The sequence below is a fragment of the Hydrogenophaga sp. genome, assembly GCF_022844385.1.
In the GTDB taxonomy this organism is placed as follows: Bacteria; Pseudomonadota; Gammaproteobacteria; order Burkholderiales; family Burkholderiaceae_C; genus Hydrogenophaga.
Map to the genome: position 1 here is coordinate 14,999 of NZ_JALHLX010000075.1, position 1,665 is coordinate 16,663.

Below are 1,665 nucleotides of genomic sequence, written 5' to 3' on the forward strand. Positions count from 1 at the left end.
AGGCCAGCAGGTCGCGGTGCGCGCCCACAGGGGCGTAGACGCGGCACGAGACAGCCGGGTTCTTCAACACCTCGCGGTAGATGCCTTCGCCCATGCCGTGCAGGCGCTGCAGTTCAAACGGCGCACCCTGCCTCGTTGCCATGCCCAGGATGGCGGCGATGGTGCCAGCGTTGTGCGTGGCGAACTGCGGGTAGATGGCGTCGGACGCGTTGAACAGGGCCTGTGCACAAGCCAGGTAGCTCACATCGGTGTGCGGCTTCTGCGTGAACACCGGGTAGGCCGGCAGGCCCAATTCTTGAGCGCGCTTGATCTCGGCGTCCCAATAGGCACCCTTGACCAGGCGGCACATGAATTTGAGTCGGTGTTGCCGCCCCAGCGCCGCCACGTGTTCGATGAGTTCCACCGCACGCGTCTGGTAGGCCTGCAGCGCCAGACCAAAACCCTGCCACTGCGGGTAATGTTGCGCCACGAGCTTCGCCAACGCCTCGAACACGTCGAGCGAGAGTTCAAGCCGGTCGACCTCTTCCGCGTCGATGGTCAGGTTCAGGTTGGCGGCTGCCGCACCTTCGCACAAGGTCCACACGCGGGGAACAAGCTCGCGCATCACACGATCGTTTTGTGCATCTTCGTAGCGCGGGTGCAGCGCGCTGAGCTTGATCGAGATGCCGTCGTTCTGGCTCGGTGCATGCTTGGGATCGGCCGTGCGCGCAATCGCCGAGATGGCGTTCTGGTAACTCGCCAGGTACCGCAGCGCGTCGGCGTCGGTGCGGGCGCCCTCGCCCAGCATGTCGAAACTGAAGCTCAGGTTGGCCTGGCGCTTGCGCGCCGACGCCGCCTCCTTCATGCCCTCCTCGATGGTCTGGCCCAGCACAAACTGGCGGCCCAGCAACTGCACCGCACGCAGCGTGGCGGCCACCACGGTCTTAGCACCGAGCTTGGCCATCAGGCCGGGCTCGTTGCCCGCTTCGGGCAGGAACTTCTTCGACATGGCGATCGCGGTGGACGACAGGCGCGCCAAAGTCGAATCGGCTGCCCCATCGAAGTCGGCGCGTCCGAGTTGGTCGGCGGTCAGGGCAACCGCCGTCTCTGCGTCAGGCACGCGCAGCAGCGCCTCCGCCAGTCGCATGAGGGCCAGACCTTCGGCGCTGGAGATCGGGTACTCCTTGAGCAGGCTCTCCATGGCCCAGAACGGCGGCGGGTTATCGCGCACCGCGCGCACCCAGGGGGCCGCCTGCGTGGCCGCAGCGGCCCAGTCGAGCGCACCTTGCAGCGCGCTCAGGCGGTGAGCCAGCACGCCGGCTTCGGGGCGGTACGGGAAGGGCAGGCGGTCGGTGGTGCGCGGCATGAAGGACTCCGGAACAGTGCTTGGTTTGTGGATTTGCGTATGTTCATGGCATATAGGCCGAACTTTTCACCAAAACAACGCCACCCAACTGGATAATTGGCGGCCATGGACGCCCACGCCACCGAACCCGACCGCATCGACCTCAAGATCCTGAAGCTGCTGCAGGCCGACGGTCGCATCACCAACCTCAAGCTCGCCGAGGCGGTCGCGCTCTCACCCACCGCCGTGCTGGCACGCACCCAGCGCCTGCAACGCGATGGCTTCATCCTCGGCTACGAGGCGCGGTTGAACCCGCTCAAGCTCGGGCGCGGGATGATGGT

At 66.0% G+C, this 1,665-nt stretch carries 2 protein-coding genes; one reads left to right on the forward strand and one right to left on the reverse strand.

The features are described 5' to 3' along the window. Nucleotides 1–1,345 (reverse strand): proline dehydrogenase family protein (locus Q0C59_RS12830; protein WP_291216110.1); only part of this gene is annotated, 1,345 nt, incomplete at its 3' end. A 105-nt stretch (nucleotides 1,346–1,450) separates the two neighbouring features. Here Q0C59_RS12830 and Q0C59_RS12835 point away from each other — a divergent pair. Further along, the coding region (locus Q0C59_RS12835) for an Lrp/AsnC family transcriptional regulator (protein ID WP_291216113.1) at nucleotides 1,451–1,665 on the forward strand (215 nt) is incomplete at its 3' end.